The 18,836-nt window shown below is 66.4% G+C and carries 18 protein-coding genes; 3 read left to right on the forward strand and 15 right to left on the reverse strand.

The window, feature by feature from the left end; genetic code table 11:
- Window positions 1–55 precede the first annotated feature (55 nt).
- The 9 genes from E3T46_RS11275 to E3T46_RS11315 all read right to left on the reverse strand — a co-directional run bounded on the left by E3T46_RS11275 (window position 56) and on the right by E3T46_RS11315 (window position 9,704).
- On the reverse strand, window positions 56–661 hold the full coding sequence (locus tag E3T46_RS11275; protein ID WP_134578630.1) for a low molecular weight phosphatase family protein: 606 nt from the start codon (window positions 659–661) through the stop codon (window positions 56–58).
- On the reverse strand, window positions 658–2,271 hold the full coding sequence (locus E3T46_RS11280) for a polysaccharide biosynthesis tyrosine autokinase (RefSeq protein ID WP_241980703.1): 1,614 nt from the start codon (window positions 2,269–2,271) through the stop codon (window positions 658–660). Before E3T46_RS11280 ends, E3T46_RS11275 begins: the two co-directional genes overlap by 4 nt.
- Window positions 2,272–2,367: 96 nt before the next feature.
- Window positions 2,368–2,682 (reverse strand): hypothetical protein, encoded by a 315-nt coding sequence (locus E3T46_RS11285; RefSeq protein WP_134578631.1) that lies wholly within the window; start codon window positions 2,680–2,682, stop codon window positions 2,368–2,370.
- A 46-nt stretch (window positions 2,683–2,728) separates the two neighbouring features.
- Window positions 2,729–4,615 carry a DUF4012 domain-containing protein gene (locus E3T46_RS11290; RefSeq protein ID WP_134578632.1) on the reverse strand — a complete coding sequence of 629 codons (1,887 nt, stop codon included), beginning with the start codon at window positions 4,613–4,615 and terminating at the stop codon, window positions 2,729–2,731.
- A gap of 4 nt (window positions 4,616–4,619) precedes the next feature.
- Entirely contained in the window at window positions 4,620–4,916 is a 297-nt protein-coding gene (locus E3T46_RS17970; RefSeq protein ID WP_166790251.1) for a hypothetical protein, read from the reverse strand.
- Between the two features lie 97 nt (window positions 4,917–5,013).
- Window positions 5,014–5,643: a thymidine kinase gene (locus E3T46_RS11300; RefSeq protein ID WP_134442936.1), complete on the reverse strand. Its 630-nt coding sequence runs from the start codon at window positions 5,641–5,643 to the stop codon at window positions 5,014–5,016.
- Complete coding sequence (locus E3T46_RS11305; RefSeq protein ID WP_134578634.1) at window positions 5,643–7,061, reverse strand: hypothetical protein; 1,419 nt, start codon at window positions 7,059–7,061, stop codon at window positions 5,643–5,645. Before E3T46_RS11305 ends, E3T46_RS11300 begins: the two co-directional genes overlap by 1 nt.
- Window positions 7,058–8,455, reverse strand: coding sequence for a hypothetical protein (locus tag E3T46_RS17975; protein ID WP_166790256.1), 1,398 nt, complete (start codon window positions 8,453–8,455; stop codon window positions 7,058–7,060). Before E3T46_RS17975 ends, E3T46_RS11305 begins: the two co-directional genes overlap by 4 nt.
- A gap of 58 nt (window positions 8,456–8,513) precedes the next feature.
- The gene (locus tag E3T46_RS11315) at window positions 8,514–9,704 is read right to left on the reverse strand and encodes an Rv2578c family radical SAM protein (RefSeq protein ID WP_134578635.1); all 1,191 of its coding nucleotides are present in this window, start codon (window positions 9,702–9,704) and stop codon (window positions 8,514–8,516) included.
- Between the two features lie 295 nt (window positions 9,705–9,999).
- Here E3T46_RS11315 and E3T46_RS11320 point away from each other — a divergent pair, with 295 nt between their 5' ends.
- The 3 genes from E3T46_RS11320 to E3T46_RS11330 all read left to right on the forward strand — a co-directional run bounded on the left by E3T46_RS11320 (window position 10,000) and on the right by E3T46_RS11330 (window position 12,053).
- Entirely contained in the window at window positions 10,000–11,229 is a 1,230-nt protein-coding gene (locus E3T46_RS11320) for a DNA topoisomerase IB (RefSeq protein WP_134578636.1), read from the forward strand.
- Window positions 11,230–11,318: 89 nt separating this feature from the next.
- Entirely contained in the window at window positions 11,319–11,756 is a 438-nt protein-coding gene (locus tag E3T46_RS11325; protein ID WP_134578637.1) for a hypothetical protein, read from the forward strand.
- Window positions 11,757–11,771: 15 nt separating this feature from the next.
- The gene (locus E3T46_RS11330; RefSeq protein WP_134578638.1) at window positions 11,772–12,053 is read left to right on the forward strand and encodes a hypothetical protein; all 282 of its coding nucleotides are present in this window, start codon (window positions 11,772–11,774) and stop codon (window positions 12,051–12,053) included.
- A 217-nt stretch (window positions 12,054–12,270) separates the two neighbouring features.
- Here E3T46_RS11330 and E3T46_RS18230 read toward each other — a convergent pair whose 3' ends face one another.
- The 6 genes from E3T46_RS18230 to recR form a co-directional block, all read right to left on the reverse strand.
- Window positions 12,271–12,579 (reverse strand): hypothetical protein, encoded by a 309-nt coding sequence (locus E3T46_RS18230; RefSeq protein ID WP_134578639.1) that lies wholly within the window; start codon window positions 12,577–12,579, stop codon window positions 12,271–12,273.
- Between the two features lie 301 nt (window positions 12,580–12,880).
- Complete coding sequence (locus E3T46_RS11340; RefSeq protein WP_241980660.1) at window positions 12,881–14,359, reverse strand: malate:quinone oxidoreductase; 1,479 nt, start codon at window positions 14,357–14,359, stop codon at window positions 12,881–12,883.
- Window positions 14,356–14,817, reverse strand: a complete 462-nt coding sequence (locus E3T46_RS18495; RefSeq protein WP_241980662.1) for a hypothetical protein — start codon at window positions 14,815–14,817, stop codon at window positions 14,356–14,358. The genes E3T46_RS11340 and E3T46_RS18495 overlap by 4 nt, the downstream gene beginning before the upstream one ends.
- Before the next feature lie 195 nt (window positions 14,818–15,012).
- The gene (locus E3T46_RS11345) at window positions 15,013–16,089 is read right to left on the reverse strand and encodes an aspartate-semialdehyde dehydrogenase (RefSeq protein WP_134578641.1); all 1,077 of its coding nucleotides are present in this window, start codon (window positions 16,087–16,089) and stop codon (window positions 15,013–15,015) included.
- 384 nt (window positions 16,090–16,473) lie between these two features.
- Window positions 16,474–17,751, reverse strand: coding sequence for an aspartate kinase (locus tag E3T46_RS11350; RefSeq protein ID WP_134578642.1), 1,278 nt, complete (start codon window positions 17,749–17,751; stop codon window positions 16,474–16,476).
- Window positions 17,752–18,236: 485 nt separating this feature from the next.
- On the reverse strand, window positions 18,237–18,836 hold the full coding sequence (recR, locus tag E3T46_RS11355; protein WP_134442948.1) for a recombination mediator RecR: 600 nt from the start codon (window positions 18,834–18,836) through the stop codon (window positions 18,237–18,239).

Below are 18,836 nucleotides of genomic sequence, written 5' to 3' on the forward strand. Positions count from 1 at the left end.
GAAGAGGCCGAAGCGGAGTAGGCGATGATGCGACGCCGGCGGGGGTGCTGGATCATCAGGCTCCGGCCGCGATCAGGGCGGCGGTGATCGTGGTGACGGAGGCCTTGATCGCCGCGGCGGCGCGGTCATAGACGGCAGCGGGCTGGCGGTAAGGGTCCTCGACGTCGTCGAGGGTTGGAGGGTTGGGCGAGGGGTGGAGTCCGCGGGTCGAGGCGACGGACGCGACGAAGGCGGGGAAGTCGAGGCCTGTTTGGGCGTCAACGCGGGAGGCGTCAGCGGCGAACGCGGTGCCGTCTTCGGCATCGGCCGGGGCTACCAGGCGGGCGAACTGGTTGAGGGTGAAGGTGTAGCGGGTGGCTTTGGGCAGCAGGATGACGACATCACGCCGGTGGTCACGCGTGGCGGTGAGCACGAGGTCGGCGTCGGCAATGAGCTGCTCGGTGAGCTGCCGAGCCACGTGATCGGTGTTTGACGCGCCGTATTGCGTCGACAGAGCGGCGGCTTCGGACGTCATGGCGCTGCCCGTCATGGCATGGGTTCCGGCGCTCGTGACCACGGCATCGATGCCGGCGTTGCGCAGGTTTTCCCGCAGCAGCTGCTCGGCCAGCGGCGACCGGCAGATGTTTCCGGTGCAGACGATGAGAATGCGGGGGGCGGTCATCGGGCTCGCAATCGACGGAAGTTGGAGGCGACGGGCTCAACCGGAATCTCGCAGTAGGTGTTTCCATAGCCGTACTGGCCGTACCCGTATGCCCCCGGTGCCTTGGTGGGCAGCAGGGTCAGGACTACGCCGCTGATCGGCGCGTCCACACTGGCCAGGGCAACAATGGCACCCTTGAGCTGCTGCTTCTGGGTGCGTCCGGCCGCGACGATGAGAATTGCGCCGCCGACGCTTTTCGCGAGGATGGCGGCATCCGTTACGGGCAGCAGCGGTGGGCAGTCGAAGGTGCGATTGAAGTCTTCGATGATCTGTTTCAGGCGCGACGAGCCGAGCATCTCGCTCGGGTTGGGCGAAGTGCGACCGGCTGGTAGCACGAACAACTGGCCGCGACCCCACGGCTGAATAACGTCACTGAGCTCGGCGCGACCGATGAGCACGTCGGTGAGTCCTATCCCACCCTCGATGTCCATGTAATCTGCGATGCGCGGGCGACGCAGGTCGGCGTCGACGAGCAGAACGCGGGCATGGGAATCTGCCAGGGAGATGGCCAGGTTGGCGCTCGAGGTGCTCTTGCCCTCGCTGCCGATCGATGAGGTGACCATGAAGGAACGCTCGACGCGTTCCACGTCGAGGTACTGCAGGCTGGTGCGCAGTGTGCGAAAGGACTCCGCCCGCGGGCTGCGCGGATCGGCGTGCACGATGAGCGGGCGCTCGATGACCTTCGGGTCGAACGGGAGTCCGCCGATGACGGGCACGTCAGTGCCCTGTTCCACGTCACGCTGGGTGCGGATGCGCGTGTCCAGGGTCTCGCGCAGCACCGCGAGGCCAACGCCGAGGGCGAGCCCCACGAGCGCGCCCAGCGCAAAGTGGAGCGGCACATTTGGGGAGACCGTCGAAGTCGGAACGCTGGCAACTTGAACCCGAGTGAGTTTCACGGGCGATGCCGCGGTGGGGTCGTCCGGTTGCTCAACTTTTTGCACCTCGTCCGTGAGACTCTGCGCGACGGCATTTGCAATTTCGGCGGCACGAACCGGGTCGGTGTCGGTGACCGAGATGTCCATGATCGACGTGTCGAGCAGCGCCGAGACGGCAATGCCCTTGGCCAGCTCGACCGCTGTACTGCGAAGGTCGAGGCTCTCGATGACGGGCAGCAGAACCAGCGGCGTGGTTGCCAGGCGGGCGTAGGTCTTCACCCGGGTGACCGCAAAGTTCGCGCCCTGCACAAGGTCGCTCGTGGTGCCGCACGACTCGGTCAAGACGACAGCTTTGGACGTCGTGCTATAGATAGGCGTCTGCACAATCGAGAAAACGGATGCTGCCGACACGGATCGGCAGGTCGCCGCCACAATCAGGATCCACCTGTCGCGCAGGATGCGTATGTGGTCACGGAGTTCCAACTGCGTCACCTCCCGTTGCGGCACAAAGCCGCTACCCGGCAGTTTGGCACAGTTACGCAAGGACACTTGATTGCGCAGCGCCCCCGCGATCAGGGGGTCGATCTGCTTAGCCGGCCGCGAGAGGACGGTGGCGGCGCGACGACGGAGAACGGTACGCAGGGTGATGATGAGTCCCAGGCAGAGGAGCAGTGCACCGGCCGCGATGAGGGCCATCGGCACGTCGACACCGGCCGTAGCCAGGTCGTCGCTGCCATCGGCGGCGACGGTGATCGAGGCGGTGCCCGAGCGGAGCCTTGTTCCTGTGAGGGTTTAGGAGTCGGTTGCGTTGCTCGGCAAGGTAGCGCTTCGGTCGAGGGCACCGGTGCTCGTCGCCGACTTTTCGATGTTCACGCTAGCGGCGCGCACGGCGGCGAGGGTAGCGGAACCTCCACCGAAGACGGCAATAGACACCCGTTCGCCGGTGGCAAAGGCTTCGTCACCGCAGGCGACAGCGACCGTGCCGCCCGGCGTGTTGTCACCAGAAACGCTGATGAGATTGGCTGCTACATAGCCGGCGGCGAGCGCTACGGCCGCACCAGCGAGCAGTGCAATACTCGCGAGCGTGGCACGAAGTTTTCGAATCAAGGTGGATCCCGGTGGTGGCAATGGTGCGGCTCCCCCCTGGCGAACCCTAACAACTGAGGTCGAGCTTCTCGGTTTCGTGCAGCGTTATTAATGGGGTGCTGCGCAGTTCGAGATCACCGGTGAACGGCGCAGCGCCGAGCCAGTCAAAGAGTAGGACGGTGCTTTCACCGGGAGCCAGTTCGAAGACCAGCGAGGTGACCGGATAGCTGGCATCGGTCGCGGGAACATGTTCCGCGGCGACGCCGTCCCGCGTGACACCGAGGTTGTACATCGTCGGAACACCGTAGGCGGCGACCATGGTCTTGATGTTGCCGAGCGGCACTCCCGAGATGCCACGGCCGGTGACGTAGACGGGAAGGGAGGTGGCGGCATCCGCTGGTGCAGTGTTGGAGACGGTGACCTCGAGCGTGTATTGCGGGCGCCGGTCGGTGCGGCAGGTCTGCTGGCCGATGGCGGTTTCGACGTCGAGGTAGAAGTCCATTTTCGCGCCGGAGAGGTCGTTGATGTAGAGACCGAACCGATTCGTCGAATCGTCGCTGACCGGGCGGCCGCCGGCCAGGGTGGTGTCGTCGAGCACTGCCTGTTCGGTCTCATCGGCGTTCCACACCAGCACGCGGTGTTCGGCTCCGGCGCGGGCGAGCGCGGCGATGAGCCTGTTCGGGTCGGCGCGACCGCTCTTGACGGCGTCGAACACGGCGCCGGCGGCGGCCGCGAAGAAGATGTCCTGCTGCTTCAAGTCGTCATAGCGCGCGTACACGTCGTGCAGGAGCAGTGACACCGCGTTGTCGGCGGTGAGTTCGTCGCCGGTGGCGAGGGTGATCGGGCCGGTGGCATCGAGCAGGTAGCTCAGCGCAACCGGGTCGATTGAGAGCACGCCGTTGGCTTCGAGGCCGAATTGGAGCCGCCACATTTCGCGGGCGAGGGCTCCGGTTTGGGCGAAGTCGGGCGTAAGGGTGACATTTTGGATGTATTCGCCGGTGATGTCCCCATAGATCAGGGTCGTGTCGTCGCCGAGCGGCAGCACCGGCGCGGCAAACGGGTCAAAGTCCTCAGCGGTCGCCTGCTGGGTGAGTTCGACGCTGCCCTGATCGGTATGCACCAGGGCTAGAGCGCCAGGGATGCCGCCGGTCGCGCGCAGCTCGGCCAGGTTTTGAAACAGCAGGATGTAATCCCGGGGCTCGGTCGCGCCGAGCATGGCCGGCAGCAGGGTGACGGCGCGATCCATGGCGTCCAGGCTGCTCGCGGTCTGCTCGGTGACGGTTTGCAGCCGGGTAACGGCGTCGCGCACCACGGCGAGTACGTTGTCGGTGTCGATCGCAGTGACATCTTCTACGGCGCGGGCGAGGGCTGTGTTGGCCTGGTCAACTGACGGCTGCGCGTCGAGCAGGGGTTGCAGGGCGATCGATCCGTCGACGGGCTTGAACGCGTTCAGGTCGAAAGTTCCGGCCAGACCGGCCAGCGGGGTGACGACGTTCTGGGCGACATCATCGACGACGGTAGCGAGTTCACGCACGGCCGTGAGATTCGGTCCGAGAAACGGCAGAAATTCGTAGCCGCGCCAGATCGGGTCGCTCGTGCGCGACCGAGCTATTGCCGCGAATGCGGCCAGGTCGGCAGCGGTTTGAGCCGCTTGTTCACCGTCGCCGGCCAGGATTTCGTCCTGAATGGTCGACGCGAGCGGAACGGCGGCTTCGAGGGCGTCCCTGGCCTGGAGGCCCCGAATACCGACCCAGGCGGTGGACCCCACGACGAGGATGAGCAGGCCGAGGACGACGAGCCCGACGATGGTGCGGCGGCGCGTGGAGGGTGGGGTTTCGGCGGGGGTTGTGCTGGCCGGGACGTCGGCGGGCGCAGCAGCGGAGGCTGCATCGGCCGAGTGCTGCGCGGGGTTGTCAGAGTCGGATGCAGGCCGTGCCGAGTCTGGAGAGGGCATGGCCCTATTCAAGCAGACCGTGCGAGGAGAGCCCTCCGGTCAGCGCACACCAGGTCGGGTGGGTCAGGACTTGACGCGCGTGCCGCGGGCGCGGGCCGGTTCTGCCGGGATAGCCGTGGCCGTAGCTGTAGCTGTAGCTGTAGCTGTAGCTGTAGCTGTAGCTGTAGCCGTAGCCGTAGCCGTAGCCGTAGCCGTAGCCGTAGCCGTAGCCGTAGCCGTAGCCGTAGCTGTAGCCGTAGGCGTCCGGTCCGCTCGTGGGGAGCATGGTCAGCACGAGCCCGGGAGATGGGGGCGCCGACACTGATGAGGGCGGCAATGGCACCGGTGAGCTGGTTCTTCTGTGCGCGACCGGCGGCCACGGTGACGGCGACGCGTGTCTGCAGCGTTAGGGCGCTGACTTACTCCGGTGCCGGACGGCTGCGATTGTTGAGCACGCCGTGGCTCTCTTCGAGGTAGCAGCTACCGCAGAGCGATTCGTAGGTGACCTCTTCGCCGTCGATGGCCACCTGGTCGCCGTCGAACACATAGACGCCGTCGATCTGGCGCCCGTTGAACACGGCTTTGCGTCCGCAGCGGCAGATGGTCTTGAGCTCTTCGAGGCTGTGGGCCACTTCGAGCAGACGGCGGCTTCCCGGAAAGGCGACGGTTTGAAAGTCCGTGCGGATTCCGTACGCCAGCACGGGCACGTTCTCGAGAATGGCGATGCGCAGCAGGTCGTCAACCTGGGTCTCGGTGAGAAACTGGGCCTCGTCGAGCAACAGGGCGCTCACGTCACGGCCGGACTCTTTCAAGACCTGCGCGCGGTGCTGCTGGAACACGGCGTAGGCATCCGTTTGCGGGGTGAGCAGAAAATCGACGGCGCGCATCACGCCGAGACGGGAGAGAATTCCGCGGTCGCCCTTGGTGTCGACCGACGGCTTGGCGAGCAGCACGTGGTGGCCGCGTTCCTCGTAGTTATATGCCGCTTGCAGCATGGAGGTGCTCTTGCCGCTGTTCATGGCGCCGTATCGAAAGTACAGTTTCGCCATTAGATGCCTTTGGTTGAGTTTGAGCCGCTGCGGTCAGCGTCAAATTCTAGCGTGAGAAGCGGATGCCGGCTGGTCACGCGCACCTGGGAGAAGACGGCGCGGAGCACGCTGAGGTACGGGCGCAGGGCCCGGCGGCGCTGATACGGGGGCAGCGAGATTCCAGCCTGGATGGTGATGGTGTCGACGGCGCGTTCACCGGTCGAGCGCGATCGGGGCTTCAGCTGCGCCTGGGCCGGGGTGCGGGCTTGCGCGGCGGCTTGCTCCTGGGCGGCGGTCACGATGGCGATGGTCGTGGTGTCGGTGGTCGTGGTGTCGGTGGCCGGGGTGGGGAGGGCTCCGCGGGCGCCGAAGGCCTGGGTGACCTGGGCGGTGTCGGCGGGGGCGGGACCGGACCCGTCGATTTGCACGACGAGGCTGGTCGGATCAAAGCCCTTGAGGGTGCAGAGCGCCACGAGGATAGCGCCCGCGGCGGCACGCTGGTCGGAGTCGAAGGCGGTCGCTCGGCGCTCGGGGTCGGCAATGACGCAGAGCGGGTTGAGGCCGCGCTCGGTCAGGGCCGTGCGCTCACGTTCGATCAGGTCGTCGAGCCAGGTGTGGTCGACTTCGGCCACGAGCACCCGACGCACCTGGAAGGCGAGGGAGCGGGCCCGCTTCACGTCGGCGGCGGTGACCGCATCCCGCTCGAGCACATCGGCCAGGAACGGCAGCACATCGGCGCCGAGGTTCTTGACGCGATGGTCGACGACCTCGTGCGCGAGGAGGTCGCGATTCTCCTCGGTGCGCCCGCGGATCGCGCGGCGGGCATCCGTTTGCCAACGGTGAATGGAATTGACGATCTGGCGCGAGAACGCGGCGGCGGCGAGGCTGGGCGCGAGCACCTGGGTCATGGCGATGATCGCGAACAGGGCGGGCGGGGTTCGCACGCCGAGAAAGGGCGATTGCACGAGGGCGGCGGCGCCGACGATGATCGCTGAGATTCCGCCCAGCGCGAGGATTTCTTTCCACGGCCGGAACGGAGCGAGGGCGAGCAGCAGCAGGCCGAGTCCGATCGGGGCGAAGTCGTCCTGGATCATGCCGTTGTACTGCCAGGCGCTGGCCGCGGCGAGCACGTGGGCGACCAGGCCGAGGGCCACGACGACGATCGCACGGCTGCGGGTGAACGGTGCCAGGTCGGGGCGCGCCGACCAGACCAGCACGGCGGCCGCGATAATGAGCGCGGCGACGGCCGAGACCGCGAGCTCTTCGATTTGGATTTCGTGCGGACGCGACACGGTCGCGGCTATCGCGTAGGTCACCACGATCAGGGCGACGACCGGGGCGATCGGCCAGGCAGCCAGGCCACCGATGGGGTCGAGACGCTGCTGTGAAGCGGATGCCGGCGCGCGCGGCCGGCGCGGCGTGGGGGTCGCGCGGGTCATCGGGGGTTCCGGGGGGCGGGGGTGGCGTTGGTGGGGGTGGCGTTGGTGGGGGTGGCGTTGGTGGGGGTGGCGTTGGTGGGGGTGGCGTTGGCCGGGTTGGCGTTGGCCGGGTTGGCGTTGAGGCTGCCGGGCCGGACCGGCGTGTGGTGGGTGGGCAGGGTTGGCTTCGGTTTGATGCTGGGGGTTTCGGCCGGCACGGTCAGTCGTACGCTTGCGCCCGCGCCCGGGCGGCTCCAGATCAGCACGGATCCACCGAGCTGCTCGATACGTCGCCGCACGGACTGCCGTAAACCGAGCCGGTCGGAAGCGGATTCCGATTCCGTGAAGCCGCGGCCGGCATCCGTTATGAGGAGTGAAATGGTGCTGCGGTCGGACTCGATGGCGAGTTCGGCGGAGTCGATGCCGGCGTGGAGGATGACGTTGACGAGGCATTGCTGCACGGCGAGGCCGACGTCGCGGTCGCTGCCGGCGTCGAGGCGAGCGAGGGCGTCGCGGTCGCCGGTGACCTCGACTTTCAGCCCGCGATCACGGCAACGTTCGACGGCGGTGTAGACGGCGCTGGAGCGCCAGGCCGGGCTTGGTGTTGGCGCTTGCTCGTGGACGGTTGGCTGCGGTGACGTCGTCGTGCGGGCGTCGATATCGGCGAGCCAGTTGGTGTCGTGCAGGGTGGTCAGGGTGTCTCTCAGGCTGGCTTTGAGGCCCGGCGAGAGAGCGCCGGGTTCGGCTAGGGAGAGCGCGACGAGCTGGGAGACGGTCGTGTCGTTGAGCAAAGCGATGGCGCGGGTGTCGAGGGCATCGCGCAGCTGGCGGTTGGCGCCGTCCTGCACCGCGCGGTGAATGGCGGGTTGGGCGGCGTTGCTGGCGCGGCGGTCGATTCCGGCGAGCACCATAACCCCGACGAGGACGAGGTAGGTCGAAAGGGTGAACAGGTCGGGCCGGTAGGGCACGGTCGTGCCGACGATGGCGAGGAGCGCAGCCGCCTCGGCGACCAGAAACGCCGCGGTGCTCCAGAGCACGCCGGCGAGGGCGGTGGATCCCGCGCCGCCGACCATGACGAGGGCCATCTTCGGCAGGGCGACGAGGAACATATTCGACGCGGGGAATACGTCGGGTACGCCGAGCACGGTGGCGGTGAAGACGTAAACGCCGAGGGTTCCAACGAGCAGATAGGCAACGGCCAGCGGGATGCGCCGATGCCGGGTGAAGAGGATGAGCAGGGTTGCCATGGCGGCCACAACCACGATGGTGATCCAGAGTTCGGGGGTTCTGAGGGTGAGGATACTGACTGACAGGATCGCGGCGCTAAAGCAGGTCAGCGCGAACCAGTGCGCGGCCCGTGCGATGGCGCGTGCGAGCGTGCGCTGGACCAGGTGGCCGGGTAACCCTAGAGACATATTTCCCCCAATAGGCAAGTATGCCATCGGGGTGGGTGCGGGGATGGCAGTGATGGGGTCAGAACAGGGTCGGGGCCAAGTCGGGCGGGAGTTCGGCGGCGATCAGGGACCGGGGCACCTCCGTGCTCCGGGCCCACCTTAGGGAACGGGGCCCATGATCCATCATGGGCCCGGTTTCCGGGCCCGGGCCCGGTGAAGGGGAGTGGGTGAAGGCGGGCGTCCGGCGGGCGGCGGGCATCCGTTCCGGGGAAGACGGGAGAGCGCTGGAGCGGAGGCCGCCGGTCGCGGGGTCGACGATGCCGCGTTCGAGGCCGTGCGCGCGAATGAGCGGCTTGATGCGCGCGGCGAGCCAGGTGCGGTACTCCTTGGGCGCGTATTGGCCGCCGGCGTAGAGCTCGAGGTAGCGGGCAACCAGCTCGGGATGCTCGCGGTCGAGCCAGCGCAGGTACCAGTCCTTGACGGCGGGCTTGAGGTTGAGGCCGGAATAGAGCACGCTCGTGGCTCCGGCCGCCTTGGCCTGCCGCAGCGCCTCATCGAGATGCGCGCGGGTGTCGGTAAGGAACGGCAAAATGGGCATGAGAAAGACGCCGCAGTCGAGTCCCCGTTCGCGCACCGCGGTCACCGTGGCGAGGCGCGCCTTCGTCGTGGGAGTTCCCGGCTCGACGGCTTGCTGCAACTCATCGTCATAGATGGCAATTGACATGGCCAGGTCGACTGGAACGTGCTCACTCGCCTCGACGAGCAGGTCCAGGTCGCGGCGCAGCAGTGTGCCCTTGGTGAGAATGGAGATGGGGGTTTTGCTGTCAGCGAGGGCTGCGATAATGCCGGGCATGAGTCGGTAGCGTCCCTCGGCGCGCTGATATGGGTCGGTGTTGGTGCCGAGCGCCACCGGATGCCTCCCCCAGGTGGGCTTGCCGAGTTCCTTGCGCAGCACCTCGGCCACGTTGACCTTGACGATGATCTCGCTATCGAAGTCTTTGCCGGCGTCGAGGTCGAGGTACTGGTGGGTCGGCCTGGCGAAGCAGTAGGTGCAGGCGTGGGAGCATCCGCGATAAGGGTTGATCGTGTAGCCGTACGGCAGCGCGCTCTGACCGGGTACATGATTGAGCGCCGACTTGCACAGGATCTCGTGGAACGTGATTCCGGCGAACTCGGGCGTCTGCACGCTGCGTACGAGGTTGTTCAGGCGGGCGAGTCCGGGAAGGGCTCCGACCTGCTCGGTCTGTAGTTCCTGTGAGCTCCACCGCATGGGTATAGTCGAACACAAGTTCTAGCAAAGTGCAAGTGATGCCAGAAAAAACCGCACCGAAGCGGATGCCGCGGCTCGCGTCGCGCCGAAACGGTCGCGGACGCGCGTCGCGGCACTCGTTCGAGACGCGGGTACCCCGACGCAGGAGTGCCACGAGTGCCGCGAGCTCGGCCAGCGCTGCGGGCCCCAGCGAGAGCGTGGCGGGCAGGCGATGGGCGGGCAGCGGCATCCGCTTTCGTGCTGACGAGGGCGATTCGCACTACTGTTTCAGCATGCGCACACCGACGGCACCCGCGTGACCCGGCTGCGGCGCAGCGACCCGACCCGGCCGGGGTATTCCCGGCGGCGCGCGGGCACGGGCTTCAGCTACCGCGACCCGGCCGGGCAGAAGGTCACCGAGAAGCAGCTGCGGCAGCGGTTCACGGAGCTAGCGATTCCGCCCGCCTGGACCGACGTGTGGATCTCGCCGCACCCGAACGGGCACATCCAGGCGATCGGCCTCGATGCGGTCGGGCGCCGCCAGCACATCTACCATCCGGCCTGGCGCGAACAAAAGGACCGCCTCAAGTTTGAGCGCGCGTTGGAGCTGGCCGCCTCCCTGCCCCGGGTGCGTGGTCAGGTGACCCGGGATTTGCGCGGGGACAGCGAGCCGCGCGCGCGGGCCCTCGCCGCGGCATTTCGCATGCTCGACCTCGCCTCGTTGCGCATCGGCAGCGAGCGTTATGCCGACGACTACGGTAGCCACGGGCTCTCCACCCTGCTCTGCTCGCACGTGTCGGTGCGGGGAGACGTGGTGCGGCTGGACTTTCCCGCCAAGAGTGGCCAACAATTTCAAGGCGTGATAACGGATGCTGACCTCGCGACTTATCTGCGCGCCCGCTTGCGCGAGCGCCCGGCTGCACCGCTACTGTCCTGGGTGGTCGACGGGGAGGAGAATGCCCTCTCGGCCGCCGATATCAACTCGTTCATCAAGGAACGCACCGGCGGCGAGTTCAGCGCGAAGGACTTTCGTACCCTGCGGGGCACGGCCGCTGCGGCCCAAAGTCTGGCCCAGAGCCTCGCGCAGAATCTGAGGGCGGCGGCTGGCATGACCACGCACGAGGATGAGGCGAGCAGCGACGCGGGGACAAAATCGGGCAGCGCTGGGAGCAGGGCGAAGGCCAGCACCGCCGGGAGCGGGACAAAATCCGGCACCGCCGGGAAGGGGGCAAGGGACGGCACCGCCGGAGCCGGCACGAAACCCAGCACTACAGCGACGGCGACCGGCGTTGGGGCCGTGCCGGCAGTATCCGCTTCACGGCAACCGCGGGCGGCGTCGCGCAACCGTCGCGCCGACACCCGAGCTATTGCCGAAGCGATGCGGCAGGCGGCCGCGGTGCTCGGCAACACCCCCGCGATCGCCCGCACGAGCTACGTCGACCCGCGCATCGTGGATCTGTTCCGTGCCGGCGAGACCATCGACCCGGCCGGCCGCGTCTCGGCCGAGACGGCACTGCGCACGCTCGTACTCGGTGACGATGTTTGAGAAACGACGCTTAAGAATGTCGCACGTTCGCGGTATAACTTGAGTGCCGCTCAGCTGATCTGGCTGCTGTCTATAAGAAAGGTACGCCCGTGACCCACGACTCTGACCCCGTTGAAGAACCGCCCCTGGACATTCCTGAGCCGCCCAATAGTCCCACAAACCCCGACCAGCTCGTTGGACCTGACGGACCCGACGGCCCGGCCCAGGAACATGCCGGCTCGGCTGATGAAAGCACCGAAGCGGCCGTTCCGGTCGCCAGCGCCGAGACCGGTCCCGACGGCCCCGCACCGAGCGATGACGGCTCAACGGCCGGAGAAGCCGCCACAGCCAGCCCGGTCGAGCCCGACAGCGACACCGATCCTGACAGCGACAGCGACAGCGACAGCGACAGCGAAGACGACCAGGACAACGCCGACAACGAACCGAACCTCGACGATATCGACCCCGCCGACAACCCATCGAACCCCGATCTGGTCGGCCACGATCTCGATGGAGAAGACCCCAACCTCGCCGAACCAACCGCCTAATCCCTAGGAGTCCCCATGAAGGGCAAGTTTCTGTTTCTCGCTGGCACCGCGACCGGCTTCGTACTCGGATCCAAGGCCGGCCGCCAGGCCTACGACCGCATCGCCGCGAAGGCCCGCCAAATGTGGGGCGACCCCGGCACCCAGAAGGTCATCTCGCAGGCCGAAGGCATCGCGCGCGACGCCGCCACCGTCGCCCAGACCAAGGTGAGCGGTCTGCTCGACCAGGCCGAGGCATCCATTAAGAAGGAGGAGCGCAAGGCAAATCCGACCCCGGATGCCGACGGCCACGACCGGTAAATCCGTCACGACGCCCACGCCCCGGCTGGAGTCCCGGTGGGGGTGTCCGGCCGGGTGGCCTCCCGGGCGCCCGCGCTGGTGATTAGTCCCAGAGCCGTCCTCGATATGGGGCCAGGCTCGTGGTTGGGCACCTGGCAGCGTACCGGACCGGACGCCCGGTCGCCTGCCGGACCGGACGCCCGGATCAATTAGAGCGACCGACTCGGCGACGGGCGCGCTAGACGGTGACGCGTGAGCTCACAGGCTCGGTCGGCCCAAATGTGGCGGGAGGCTCGGGCGCACCCGGCACCAGAAAGCTGGCTTGGGCGCGGTCAAACGAGGAATAGACCCAGCGCGTGTTGAGCACGCCGAGCTTGGTCACTCCGCAGGCACCCCCGATTTGTTCGATGATTCCCATCAGGGCGGCCGGGTCGCCGTCCGGTAGTGAGGGATCTCGAACCAGCCATTCGGTGGATGAGAGCAGGAGGATGCCGAGTTGCGATATGCGCAGATTCTCCGAATCCGAAACGCCATTGTTCGGGTTCACTTGCCGCCTCCGGGCCGCTTTGGGACCGTCAGGTAGCCCCCCTCACTCCTTCACGGGGTTGACGGGGTTGACGGGGTTGACGGGGTTGACGGGGTTGACGGGGTTGACGGGGTTGACGGGGTTGACGGGGTTGACGGGGTTGACGGGGTTGACGGGGTTGACGGGGTTGACGGGGTTGACGGGGTTGACGGCCCCCTCCTACGTGACTGTCACAAACGCCCATCTACCAGGCCGCGAGAGCGCAAAAAGTGCCCGATTGAAGGGTTCAATCGGGCACTTTTTGCGCTTTCGCGTGAGAGGCCTAGTTACTAAGGTGCAGCACCTCGGCGGTGGCGGCGAGGGACGCGGCGGCGGCTGCGGGGTCGTCGGACAAGCGGGTGCCGTAGCTCGGAATCATCTGGCGGATGCGCGGCTTCCAGCCCTCAATGCGGTCGGGGAAGCAGCGGGCCAGCAGGTCCACCATGATCGGCGCGGCAGTGGAGGCTCCCGGCGAGGCGCCGAGCAGTCCGGCGATCGAGCCGTCAGAAGACGTGATGACCTCGGTGCCGAACTGCAGCACTCCCCCAAGCTTGGGATCCTTCTTCATGACCTGCACGCGCTGGCCGGCCGTGATGAGCTCCCAGTCCTTTGAATCTGCGGCGGGAATGAACTCACGCAGGGCGTTCAGCTTGGCGTTGCGCGAGGCGAACACCTCGCCGATCAGGTATTTCATCAGGTCGAAGTTGTGACGCGCGACCGCGAGCATCGGCCCGAGGTTGTGCGTGCGAATGGAGAACGGCAGGTCGAACCAGGTGCTGGTTTTCAGGAACTTCGGGCTGAATCCAGCGTACGGGCCAAACAGCAGCGACTTTTCGCCATCGACCACGCGGGTGTCGAGGTGCGGCACCGACATGGGCGGGGCACCCTTGGCCGCCTTGCCGTACACCTTGGCCTGGTGCTGGGCGACGAGCTTGGGGTTGGTCGTGCGCAGAAACTGGCCGCTGATCGGAAAGCCTCCGAACCCCTGAATTTCAGGGATTCCGCTCTGCTGCAGCAGCGCGAGCGCGCCACCGCCGGCGCCGACGAAGACGAACCGCGCGTTGATGGTGCTGCGGGTCTGCCCGACCTGACGCAGCAGTTTGAGATTCCACGAGCCATCCGCTTTGTGCTGGAGGCCGACGACCTGCTCGTTCATGTGCATGTTGACCCCCTGCTTCTCGAGGTTGTTGAACATGAACCGGGTGAGGGCGCCGAAGTCGACGTCGGTGCCGCTCGCGATGCGCGTGGCGGCGATCTTCTGGCCAGCCGGACGCTTGCGGGTGAGCAGCGGGGTCCAGGTGCCGATCTTTTCGACGTTGTCGCTGAACTCCATGCCGGCAAACAGCGGTTCGGTGACAAGTACGGCGTGCCGCTTGCGCAAGTACTCCACATTGGCTTTGCCGTGCACGAAGGTCATGTGCGGCGTGGAATTGATGAACTTTTCAGGCTCCGGCAGGGCACCAATAGAAACGAGGTGCGCCCACAATTGCCGGCTGATCTGGAACTGCTCGTTGATCACAACGGCCTTGTCGGCGGTGACCGAACCGTCTGCAGCCTGCGGCATGTAGTTGAGTTCGCACAGCCCGGCATGCCCGGTGCCGGCGTTGTTCCACGGGTTCGAGCTCTCCTGGGCCAGTTCACCGAGGCGCTCGTACACCTCGATGCGCCAGTTGGGCTGCAGCTCCTTGAGGAGCGTTCCGAGGGTGGCACTCATGATGCCGCCACCAATGAGGACAACGTCGACAGTTCCCTGAGAATTCACACTGTCGAGTGTATCGCTGCAAGCGGATGCCCCTGACCCGACCTCCGCTCCGTGCGGGTCACCACACCGACCGCACTGGCCGTGGCATGGAAGAGGGCCTCGGCCACTTCGGCCGCTGAATCGAGTCGGCGGGTGGCGCTGAGAATGTTGCTGCCGAGCACGAACGCGTTGATGCGGCGACGCATGTCCCACATGGTGCGCGGCACGATAACGACGAGGGCCAAAACGAAGCTTCCCAGCAGGGTACCGACGGCAGTTTGGATAGCGCTGCGACCTTCTCCCGGTGTGGGCAGGCCGACCTGGGACCAGTTGGTCGAGGCCGTGAGCGCCGGCCCAATTCTGCTGCCCAGATCTTCGAGTACCCCGGCGACGGCCAGGGGAAAAAAGACGAGGCCCAGGATGCCGAATACTCCGAAGGAGACGCGCTGCAGCACGCCCCAAATCTTTCTTCGGCTCACGCAGTCAAAGCCAACGCAACTTACCCCCGGAGGAGGGCCGGATCGGGGGTATTGGTGCGGGTGATTGTGTGGGCTCGCGGCGCCGGTACTAGGCCGTACTAGGCCGTATCGGACCGGGCCCACCCTGTGAACCTAGGCCCAGTTTCTAGACTGGGCCCCCGCTCCGGGCCCGGAACGTCTCGGCGCGCTCGCGGGTCAGGCTTGGGGCACGAGGCGGTCGGCAGCGATGAGCTCGGCGATCTGCACGGCGTTCAGCGCCGCACCCTTGCGCAGGTTGTCGTTGCTGATGAAGAGGGCCAGGCCACGGCCATCCGCTACGCCTTCGTCCTGACGGATTCGGCCGACGAAGCTCGCATCCTGCCCTGCTGCCTGCAGCGGGGTGGGGATGTCGGTCAGTTCGACGCCGGGCGCGGTCTTGAGCAGTTCCTCGGCGCGGGCGACGCTGATCGGCTTCGCGAACTCGACGTTGATCGAGAGCGAGTGGCCGGTGAAAACGGGTACGCGCACGCAGGTTCCAGAGACGAGGAGCTGGGGCAAACCGAGGATCTTACGGCTCTCGTTGCGCAGCTTCTTCTCTTCGTCGGTTTCAAACTGGCCGTCGTCGACGATGCTGCCGGCCAGCGGAATCACATCGAACGCGATCGGCCGGGCGTAGATGGTGGGCTCGGGCAGGGCTACGGCGCTGCCGTCGTGCACGAGCTGGAACAGGTTCTCGTCTTGCGCGGCGACGCGCACCTGGCTGGCGAGTTCGAACGCTCCGGCCAGGCCGCTGCCGGAGACCGCCTGGTAGGTGCTCACGATCAGGCGCTTGAGCCCGGCCTCGTCGTGCAGTACCTTGAGCACGGGCATGGCAGCCATGGTGGTGCAGTTCGGGTTGGCGATGATGCCCTTGACGGCGAGCTTGATGGCTTCGGGGTTGACCTCGCTGACGACGAGGGGAACGTCTGGGTCCATCCGCCAGCCCGAAGAATTGTCAACGACGAGCACGCCGGCTGCCGCAAAGCGGGGAGCCTGTGCCTTGGAGAGCGTGGCCCCAGCCGAGAAGATAGCAACGTCGAGCCCGGTCGGGTCGGCGACGGAGGCATCTTCGACCGTGATCGGCTCGCCCCGAAAGGTGAGGGTGGTGCCGGCCGAGCGTGCCGACGCGAAGAAGCGGATGCTCTTCACCGGAAAGTCACGCTCCTCCAGCAGACGACGCACGACGGCGCCCACCTGTCCGGTGGCTCCGACGACGCCGATGTTGATTCCAGAAGTGCTGGCTGAGGTGGTCACGTGTGTTTCCTAACGTCGTTGGGGCTGTCTCCCGTGGCTAATTCAGGAAACACCGGCGATCCTGCCGATATTTTCTACCCAGAGCGGATGCTGCGGGTCGATTCCCTGAATTAACTCCCAAAAGGTGGGGTGACGAGGTGGTGCTGGTGGTTGATGCGAGGTTCTCCCCCCACTTCGCGCATAACTCCTGCAATTTCGTCGCCCGCCGGTTCAGTCCCGCGCAATTACAGGGCAGTCAAAGTCGATGATGACAATTTGCAGGAGTTATGAACGGGCTGGGGCTGAACGGGGTGGTGAGGCGGGGCATCCGCTCGCCGAGGTGTGAGTTGTGTCCGATTTCGGCCGAAACCGGAGGCGAAACTCACAGCGTGGCGTGTGCCGGAGCTAGCGGCCGGAGCCGCCGTGAACGATGGCTTCGGCGTCGCCGTCGAGCCCGAACGCGGTGTGTACCACGCGGAGGGCTTCGTTGATGGTGTCGGCGCGGGTAACGACCGAAATGCGGATCTCGCTCGTCGAGATCATCTCAATGTTGATCCCGGCTTCGTAGAGTGCCTCGAACAGTTTCGCTGAGACACCGGTGTTGGTGCGCATGCCGCCGCCGACCAGGGCGAGCTTGGCGATCTGGTCGTCGTACTGCAGGCCAGCGAATCCGATGCGCTCACGCTCGTTGGTCAGGGCCGTGAGCACCTGCTGGCCCTCCGACTTGGGCAGGGTGAAGGAAATGTCGGTAAGTCCGGTCGACGCGGCCGACACGTTCTGCACGATCATGTCGACGTTGGCGTTGGTCTTGGCGACGATCTTGAAGATCAGGGCGGCCTTGCCGGGAATGTCGGGAACGCCGACGACGGTGACCTTCGCTTCGCTCAGGTCGGCGGCGATTCCGGCGATGATGGGCTCTTCCACAATTTCTCCATTTTCTCGCGCGGTCGCGGCGTTGTAGACGATGGTGCCGGTGTTGTTGTTGAAGGATGAGCGCACGTGCAGCGTGACCCCATGGCGGCGAGCATATTCCACAGCGCGAATATACAAAACTTTGGCTCCAGCGGCGGCGAGTTCGAGCATTTCTTCGCTCGTCACGCGCTCGAGTTTGCGAGCCTTGGGAACGACGCGCGGATCCGCTGTGAAGACGCCATCGACATCCGTGTAAATTTCGCAAATGTCGGCGCCGAGGGCGGCGGCCAGTGCGACGGCGGTGGTGTCGGATCCGCCGCGTCCGAGGGTGGTGATGTCTTTGGTGTCGCGGTTGAAGCCCTGGAAGCCGGCGACGATCGCGACGGCACCCTCGTCGAGGGCATCGCGGATGCGTCCGGGCGTGACGTCGACGATGCGCGCCGAGCCGTGGCTCGCGTCGGTGATCATGCCGGCCTGGCTGCCGGTGAAGGAGCGGGCGTCGTAGCCGAGGCTCTTGATGGCCATCGCGAGCAGCGCCATGGAGATGCGTTCGCCCGCGGTGAGCAGCATGTCGAGCTCGCGCGGGGCGGGCAACGGAGTGACCTGATGGGCGAGGTCGAGCAGCTCGTCGGTACTGTCTCCCATCGCCGAAACGGCGACGACGACCTCGTTGCCGGCCTTGCGGGTGTCCACGATGCGCTTGGCGACCCGCTTGATACTTTCGGCATCGGCGACGGACGATCCGCCGAACTTCTGCACGATCAAGCTCATGTGACTCCTGAGATGGGGGTGTCGCTGGCCGATGTTCGGGCCGCGTCCAAGTTCCCATCCTAAATGCTGGTGCTGACGGGTGGGTGCCATGTGACACTGTGCGGCGGCGTTCAGCGAATTCAGGGGCACGCGTGCAGGGCGGGCACTCAGGAGTGCGCGTGCAGGCGGGGGCGTGGGAGGGCGCCATCCGGACGCCGGGCCCAGGATAGGGAACTGGGCCCATGATCAAGCATGGGCCCAGTTCCCGGGCCCGGGCCCGGAAAGTAAGACGAGACCGCGCGGGGAAGTCACCGCACCGAATCACTCGACGGGCCCGAACACGGACGCCGGGCCCAATGTTAGGGAACCGCGGTCCGAATACGGACGCCGGGCCCAGGATAGGGAACCGGGCCCATGATCAAGCATGGGCCCGGTTTCCGGGCCCGGGCCCGGGAAGTACTACGACACCGCACGGGGCGGCCGCAGGTGCGGCGGGTGGCGGGTGGCTAGTGGGTGACCTCGCGGCGGCCCTCGAAGGCGCGGCCGAGGGTGACCTCGTCGGCGTATTCGAGGTCGCCGCCGACGGGCAGGCCCGAGGCGAGACGGGTCACCTTGATCTCGAGCGTCGTCAACAGGCGCGAGAGGTAGGTGGCAGTCGCCTCCCCCTCGAGGTTCGGGTCGGTCGCGATAATGACCTCCTGCACGGTGTTGTCGGCGAGGCGCTGCATCAGCTGGCGGATACGCAAGTCGTCGGGGCCGATGCCGTCGATCGGGCTGATCGCTCCGCCGAGCACGTGGTACAGGCCCTTGAACTCGCGGGTGCGTTCGATCGCGACGACGTCCTTGGCCTCTTCGACCACGCAGATCGAGGTGGGGTCGCGGCGCGGGTCGCGGCAGATCAGGCAGGTCGGCTGCTCGGACACGTTGCCGCAAATGTCGCAGAACCGCACCTTGTCGCGCACCTCGAGCAACACGTTGGCGAGCCGGGTCACGTCGAATTTCTCGGTCTGCAGAATGTGGAACGCGATGCGCTGCGCCGACTTCGGTCCGATGCCGGGAAGCTGGCCGAGCTCGTCGATCAGCTCTTGAACGATGCCTTCATACAT

The organism is Cryobacterium sp. Hh11, from assembly GCF_004404045.1.
Classification (GTDB): domain Bacteria; phylum Actinomycetota; class Actinomycetes; order Actinomycetales; family Microbacteriaceae; genus Cryobacterium; species Cryobacterium levicorallinum.

Coding starts and splice junctions, on each gene's coding strand:
- E3T46_RS11275 (WP_134578630.1), bottom strand. CDS start 661: ATGACCGCCCCCCGCATTCTCATCGTCTGCACCGGAAACATCTGCCGG.
- E3T46_RS11280 (WP_241980703.1), bottom strand. CDS start 2,271: ATGGCCCTCATCGCGGCCGGTGCACTGCTCCTCTGCCTGGGACTCATC.
- E3T46_RS11290 (WP_134578632.1), bottom strand. CDS start 4,615: ATGCCCTCTCCAGACTCGGCACGGCCTGCATCCGACTCTGACAACCCC.
- E3T46_RS11300 (WP_134442936.1), bottom strand. CDS start 5,643: ATGGCGAAACTGTACTTTCGATACGGCGCCATGAACAGCGGCAAGAGC.
- E3T46_RS11305 (WP_134578634.1), bottom strand. CDS start 7,061: ATGACCCGCGCGACCCCCACGCCGCGCCGGCCGCGCGCGCCGGCATCC.
- E3T46_RS17975 (WP_166790256.1), bottom strand. CDS start 8,455: ATGTCTCTAGGGTTACCCGGCCACCTGGTCCAGCGCACGCTCGCACGC.
- E3T46_RS11315 (WP_134578635.1), bottom strand. CDS start 9,704: ATGCGGTGGAGCTCACAGGAACTACAGACCGAGCAGGTCGGAGCCCTT.
- E3T46_RS11330 (WP_134578638.1), top strand. CDS start 11,772: ATGAAGGGCAAGTTTCTGTTTCTCGCTGGCACCGCGACCGGCTTCGTA.
- E3T46_RS11350 (WP_134578642.1), bottom strand. CDS start 17,751: ATGAGCTTGATCGTGCAGAAGTTCGGCGGATCGTCCGTCGCCGATGCC.
- recR (WP_134442948.1), bottom strand. CDS start 18,836: ATGTATGAAGGCATCGTTCAAGAGCTGATCGACGAGCTCGGCCAGCTT.